Below are 5,853 nucleotides of genomic sequence, written 5' to 3' on the forward strand. Positions count from 1 at the left end.
GAATTGCGCGGCGGCGAGGGGAAAGATTATCTCGACGGCGGCGCTGGTAACGACATGATTTATGCGAGCCTTGGTGGTGACCAAATCACAGGCGGGGCAGGGGATGATACCTTCGTGCTCAAGTCCGGGATCGGCCATACGACAATTCGCGACTTTGGCGGGACCAGTGGATCAGACAATGACCAATTGGACGTTAGTGCCTTGGGCTACACAAGCCTCGCAGACATCATGGCGGTCTCATATGAGATCGAAAATGGGTTTGTTATCGTCATTGATGATGACACCAGCGTGACCGTTCAAAGTACAAGCGGTACTGCACCAACCCTGGCTGGTCTCAGCAGCGCGGATTTTGATTTCGCGTAACATCAGATCTCTGCAAAGGGGCCATGACCGGTCCCTTTGCCCCGGCCTTCACTTCGCTGAAGGGTTTCAGAGATTGCGCGTTGTTCGCGCCTGAACAAGCCCTGCCCCACATTCTCAGGGCAAACGCGCAAGGAGCGCCCCCTGCAAGTTAACAGCTTTTAGCCATTAGCTACTCCGTTGCAGGGGGCTCTTTCACGCCTTTTTGTCTGAGTTGCGACAAAGCTGATGAGCTGAAAAGGCCAGCGTCATCGGTCCGTGCGCAACTCCGCTGCAGCTCTCCGTTTCTTCAATTAAATGCAAAATTGGGGGCAGGGGACCTTAGTGGTTACGTTTGACCGACGGGCGGACCGAAGGCCCTGCCTCCATTTCAAGCTCCCTTAGGACAACGTGGTATCGAAAACGCGTCATCACTGCTGCTTGAGGGTTGGAAAACTGTGCCGAGCCCGAAGTAGATCTTGCAGCACATCGTTATTTTGATAAAACACGAAATATGGAAACATTGATTCCCCTCCGCCTCTCTATCCTCGGACACCCGCAACGTCTTGCAGTGTTTCGGCTGTTGATGCGGCGCTATCCCGATCAGGTACCAGCGGGAGAGATCGCTGCTGCGTTGGATGTAAAGCCCAGCACATTGTCTTCGTATCTCTCTGCTTTGATGCAGGCGGGTCTCGTGACACAGACCCGAGAAGGGACTTGGCTATATTATCAAGCTGACATGCAGGGGATCCGAGACACTCTTGACGCACTGCTGCTTGACTGTTGCCGTGGTCGCCCTGAACTGTGCCTGCCCAATCAACCCACGTCGGACTTAAGGAACGGATCCTTGGCAAACCCTTGCTATAATGTTCTGTTTATCTGTACCGGGAACTCTGCCCGCTCGATTTTTGCCGAAACACTGCTGCGCAGTATCGGCGGCGCGCGTTTCAATGTGCATTCTGCTGGTACGAAGCCTTCGTCCGAGCTCAATCCATTTGCCCTCGACGTGCTGCGCAGCAAGGGACATGACGTCGACAGTCTGCGCGCCAAAAATATTAGTGAGTTTACCGGCGAGACCGCACCCAAATTCGACTTCGTCTTTACCGTTTGCGATCAGGCTGCAAATGAGGAATGCCCCGCATGGGACGGGCAGCCGATATCTGGTCATTGGGGCATGCCTGACCCTGTCAAAGCCGAAGGCACCGACGCTGAGAAAAGCCTCTCGTTTCAGCAGGCTTACGGCTCATTGAAGAACCGGATCCAGGCGTTTGCCTCTTTGCCAATTGGCGAACTCGACCGCGTTTCGCTCCAAAAGGCTGTGGACGACATCGCCCTTCAGCACCGATAGACATTCTAACCTGGCGCCTGAAAAAAAGGACAGACCATGACAGTATACGCAGTGAACGGCCTTGGCCGAATTGGAAAACTCGCCCTGAAGCCGTTGCTGGAAAGCGGCGCAAAGATTGCCTGGATCAACGATGCGGTGGGCACTCCCGAGATGCACGCCCACCTGCTGGAATTCGACACAGTGCATGGCCGCTGGCAAGCCGATTTTGCTTTTGATGAAGACAGCATCACCATCAATGGCGTTCATCTTCCACTTTATAGCGAGAGCAAGATCGCGGATCTCCCTCTGGACGGCGTAGACGTGGTGATAGATTGTACCGGCGTTTATAAAACTGAAGCCAAACTGGCGCCCTATTTCAGCGCAGGGGTAAAGAAAGTGGTGGTCTCGGCTCCTGTTAAGGACGGAGATGCAGCCAACATCGTGTATGGCGTCAACCAGGACATCTATGAGCCGGACCGCCACCGCATCGTGACGGCCGCAAGCTGCACGACCAACTGTCTCGCCCCGGTGGTGAAGGTCCTGCATGACGAAATCGGCATCAAGCATGGCTCCATCACCACAATCCATGATGTAACCAACACCCAGACCATCGTCGACCGCCCGGCAAAGGACCTGCGCCGCGCGCGCTCCGCGCTGAATTCGTTGATCCCTACGACGACGGGTAGCGCCACGGCGATCACATTGATTTATCCGGAGCTGCAAGGCAAGTTGAACGGCCATGCTGTAAGGGTCCCGCTTCTGAACTCTTCGATCACTGATTGCGTGTTCGAGCTGGAGCGCGAAACCACAGCTGAAGAGGTGAACGCCCTGTTTAAAACAGCCTCCGATGGCGCGTTGTCCGGCATCCTTGGCTACGAGGAGAAACCGCTGGTCTCAGCAGATTACACCAACGACACGCGGTCTGTGATTATTGATGCGCCTTCGACCATGGTTGTGAATGGAACCCAAGTAAAAGTCTACGCTTGGTACGACAATGAAATGGGCTATGCGCACCGGCTGGTGGATGTGGCCCAGATGGTGGGTGAAAGCCTGTGACATCTTCCAAATCGAATATTGGCGGCAGCCCACCAAGCGGGCTGCGTGCCTATGCTGCTGTCACGGCCTCCTATTGGGCGTTCATGTTAAGTGACGGCGCCTTGCGCATGCTGGTGCTGCTGCATTTTCATACGCTTGGATTTAGTCCTGTACAGCTGGCCTACCTGTTTGTCTTGTATGAGATCGCAGGTATGATCACCAACCTATCTGCTGGCTGGATCGCCGCGCGGTTCGGGCTGACAGCTACTCTCTATGCAGGACTTGGCTTGCAGGTGGTCGCACTGCTGGCCCTTGCACAGCTCGACCCAACCTGGCAGATCACCGCATCTGTGGCATTTGTCATGGCGGTACAAGGGCTCTCTGGTGTGGCCAAGGATCTGGCCAAGATGGCTTCTAAATCAGCCGTCAAACTACTTGCCCCGAGTGAGGGCGACGGCTTGTTTCGTTGGGTCGCAGTGCTGACCGGTTCGAAGAACGCGGTCAAGGGTGTCGGCTTTTTGCTCGGTGCCAGCCTCTTGGCAGTGGCAGGATTCACTTGGGCGACCCTTGGCATGGCTGTCGTGCTGGCGGTGATCCTTGTGGCGATTGTGTTGACGATGCCGCCAGGCCTGCCGACTGGGCGGAAGGGGGCAAAATTCTCCGAGGTGTTCTCCAAATCAGCCAACATCAACTGGCTGTCTGCGGCGAGAGTGTTCCTGTTTGGTGCACGGGACGTCTGGTTTGTGGTCGGAATTCCGGTTTATTTCTATGCCGTTCTCTCAGACGGCAGCGAAGGGGGAAACCGCGCTGCCTTTTTCCTGATCGGGACATTTATGGCGGTGTGGATCATCTTTTATGGCGCAATCCAGGCCGCCACGCCGCGTCTATTGAAGGCATCATCCCGAAGCGAGCGTGAACTGGTTGGCGCCGCTCGAACATGGGCGTCGCTCCTCGCAATTGTGCCGGCGGTCCTAGCCGTGGCCGTTTGGGCGGCCGGCCAGCCAGCGCTTTGGCTCACCGGCGTATTGGTGATTGGTCTTCTGATTTTCGGCGGGCTGTTTGCTGTCAATTCCTCGCTGCATTCCTATCTGATCCTTGCCTTTTCAAAGGATGAGCGCGTCACCATGGATGTGGGTTTCTACTATATGGCCAACGCAGGCGGGCGGCTTTTGGGCACTGTGCTGTCTGGACTGACATATCAACTGGGCGGTGTTGCCGCTTGCCTGGGGACAGCAGCCGTGATGGTGACGCTCAGTGCGCTGACCGCTGGGCGGCTTTCTCCCAACTCCAAACAGGAGGCGCTTTCATGAGCAACTTCGAGAAATACCTCAGCATCTGGGTCGCGTTGGCCATGGTCGCAGGTATTGCCATTGGTCACGCAGCGCCCGTTGTGGTGGATACCATCGCCGCGGCCGAGGTTGCGAGCGTGAACCTGGTCGTGGCCGTGTTGATCTGGGCCATGGTTTACCCAATGATGATTGGTGTGAACCCATCAAGCCTCAAGGGTGTGCTCCGCCAACCAAAGGGCTTGGCCATTACGCTAGTGGTGAACTGGCTGATCAAGCCTTTCACCATGGCCGCGCTTGGCGTCCTCTTTTTTGAGGTGGTCTTTGCTCCATTCGTGCAGCCTGCCGACGCGCAGCAGTATATCGCGGGCCTGATCCTGTTGGGCGCCGCGCCCTGTACGGCCATGGTCTTTGTCTGGTCGCAGCTGACCAAGGGAGACGAAAGCTACACACTATTGCAAGTCTCGGTAAACGATTTGATTATGGTGTTTGCCTTTGCACCCATCGTTGCCTTCCTGCTTGGCGTCACCGATATCGAGGTGCCCTGGAACACGCTCATTCTGTCTGCGTTTTTGTTCGTTGCTCTGCCATTGGCGGCCGGGCTTTGGACTCGTGCTCGTCTGGGCTGCGAAGAAAAGATTGCTGGATTTCTGGGCCGTATCAAACCCCTATCGGTTATCGGGCTGATCGCCACCGTGATAATCTTGTTCGGACTTCAGGGGCAGGTGATCCTGGATCGCCCCGCAGTGATCGCAATGATTGCTGTTCCCATCCTGATCCAGAGCTATGGCATCTTTTTCGTCGCCTATGGTGCGGCCCATTTGTTGCGTGTGCCTCACAAGGTCGCGGCACCATGTGCTCTGATCGGCACATCAAATTTTTTTGAATTGGCTGTGGCCGTTGCGATCAGCCTCTTTGGCCTCAATTCTGGAGCGGCGCTCGCGACCGTGGTCGGTGTATTGGTCGAAGTGCCAGTGATGCTGACGTTGGTTGCTTTTGCAAACAAGACCCGCTCGCGATTTCAGTAGCTGGAGTAATGGTCGTCCTTTCACATTAGCAGAACGACCGCTGCGTTGGTGGTTGCTAGAAAAGCTGCCACTAACGCCTGGATACGAGGGATCAAGCCATCCCTACACAGCTCAGTTCATGGTCTGACAAATGGGCTGAGGGGCTGATCCCAGATGGTGACCATCGTTCCGGCTATGACTCGGCCCGTCAGGCAAAAACCTGCATCCGCAAATAGGCGCTCAATACAGACGCGTTCTACAACCTGGCCGAATGTTCAAAACGCGGAGTGTCAAGGCTCTTGGTTCTTGAGAAACCGGAAGCATTCTCCAATCCAAACTCGACATTGGGCTTAGATCCAAGATGCGACGCGTCGTAACACTGAGAAAAGCTGCGGGTATTCTAAATGATGATCTATAGAACGGCCTCGCGATCCATATTTCTAACCCATTCAGCTCAAAGGCTTATCAAGTGCAGGGATCACCAACGTTCACGCCCTACGCTCGTTTCTGGCTACGGTCGAAAACCGAGATGAGCAGGAGTGTTCGAGCAAACTGGTGCATCAAGGCGGTGCTTTATAATTCTGAAAAATACCAACTCTTAGTTGAATGTTAAGCTTTCGTTAATTCCATAAGTGTTTTCCTCGCGGGGCTATCTGGGAGGAAAAAATGACAGGTTCAACTACAACACAAACAGTCTCGCATGATCTTCTTGTTGGGACGCTGTAAATGCCGTTTCAAAAATCCCCAAAAGTGGCGAAGTAAAATTCCCCACTTTCTGGTCTCGGTGATCAGCCGGTTGTTGCGATCAGTTTCTCCTTTTTTGGTGGTCGGCCGCGTCGCTTTGGTGCGGGCGGTGGTG

The 5,853-nt window shown here is 55.0% G+C and carries 5 protein-coding genes and 1 pseudogene; 5 read left to right on the forward strand and 1 reads right to left on the reverse strand.

The window, feature by feature from the left end:
* The 5 genes and pseudogenes from Q0C28_RS04235 to arsB form a co-directional block, all read left to right on the forward strand.
* Window positions 1-363: pseudogene (locus Q0C28_RS04235) on the forward strand (calcium-binding protein); the annotation flags it as partial.
* Between the two features lie 490 nt (window positions 364-853).
* Complete coding sequence (locus Q0C28_RS04240; RefSeq protein WP_293573407.1) at window positions 854-1,687, forward strand: metalloregulator ArsR/SmtB family transcription factor; 834 nt, start codon at window positions 854-856, stop codon at window positions 1,685-1,687.
* Window positions 1,688-1,723: 36 nt separating this feature from the next.
* A complete protein-coding gene (locus Q0C28_RS04245) occupies window positions 1,724-2,722 on the forward strand; it encodes an ArsJ-associated glyceraldehyde-3-phosphate dehydrogenase (RefSeq protein WP_293573408.1) in 999 nt (332 codons plus the stop codon).
* On the forward strand, window positions 2,719-4,011 hold the full coding sequence (arsJ, locus tag Q0C28_RS04250; protein WP_293573409.1) for an organoarsenical effux MFS transporter ArsJ: 1,293 nt from the start codon (window positions 2,719-2,721) through the stop codon (window positions 4,009-4,011). Before Q0C28_RS04245 ends, arsJ begins: the two co-directional genes overlap by 4 nt.
* Window positions 4,008-5,015: an ACR3 family arsenite efflux transporter gene (gene arsB / locus Q0C28_RS04255; RefSeq protein WP_293573410.1), complete on the forward strand. Its 1,008-nt coding sequence runs from the start codon at window positions 4,008-4,010 to the stop codon at window positions 5,013-5,015. Before arsJ ends, arsB begins: the two co-directional genes overlap by 4 nt.
* A 654-nt stretch (window positions 5,016-5,669) precedes the next feature.
* Here the strand turns inward: arsB and Q0C28_RS04260 are convergent.
* The coding region (locus Q0C28_RS04260; RefSeq protein WP_293573411.1) for a hypothetical protein at window positions 5,670-5,853 on the reverse strand (184 nt) is incomplete at its 5' end.

Origin of the sequence: Phaeobacter sp. (assembly GCF_022825805.1) — a bacterium.
In the GTDB taxonomy this organism is placed as follows: domain Bacteria; phylum Pseudomonadota; class Alphaproteobacteria; order Rhodobacterales; family Rhodobacteraceae; genus Phaeobacter.

Bases quoted from the DNA above. Each gene is read 5' to 3' on its own strand.
- Q0C28_RS04240 (WP_293573407.1), top strand. From the start codon at position 854: ATGGAAACATTGATTCCCCTCCGCCTCTCTATCCTCGGACACCCGCAA.
- Q0C28_RS04245 (WP_293573408.1), top strand. From the start codon at position 1,724: ATGACAGTATACGCAGTGAACGGCCTTGGCCGAATTGGAAAACTCGCC.
- arsB (WP_293573410.1), top strand. From the start codon at position 4,008: ATGAGCAACTTCGAGAAATACCTCAGCATCTGGGTCGCGTTGGCCATG.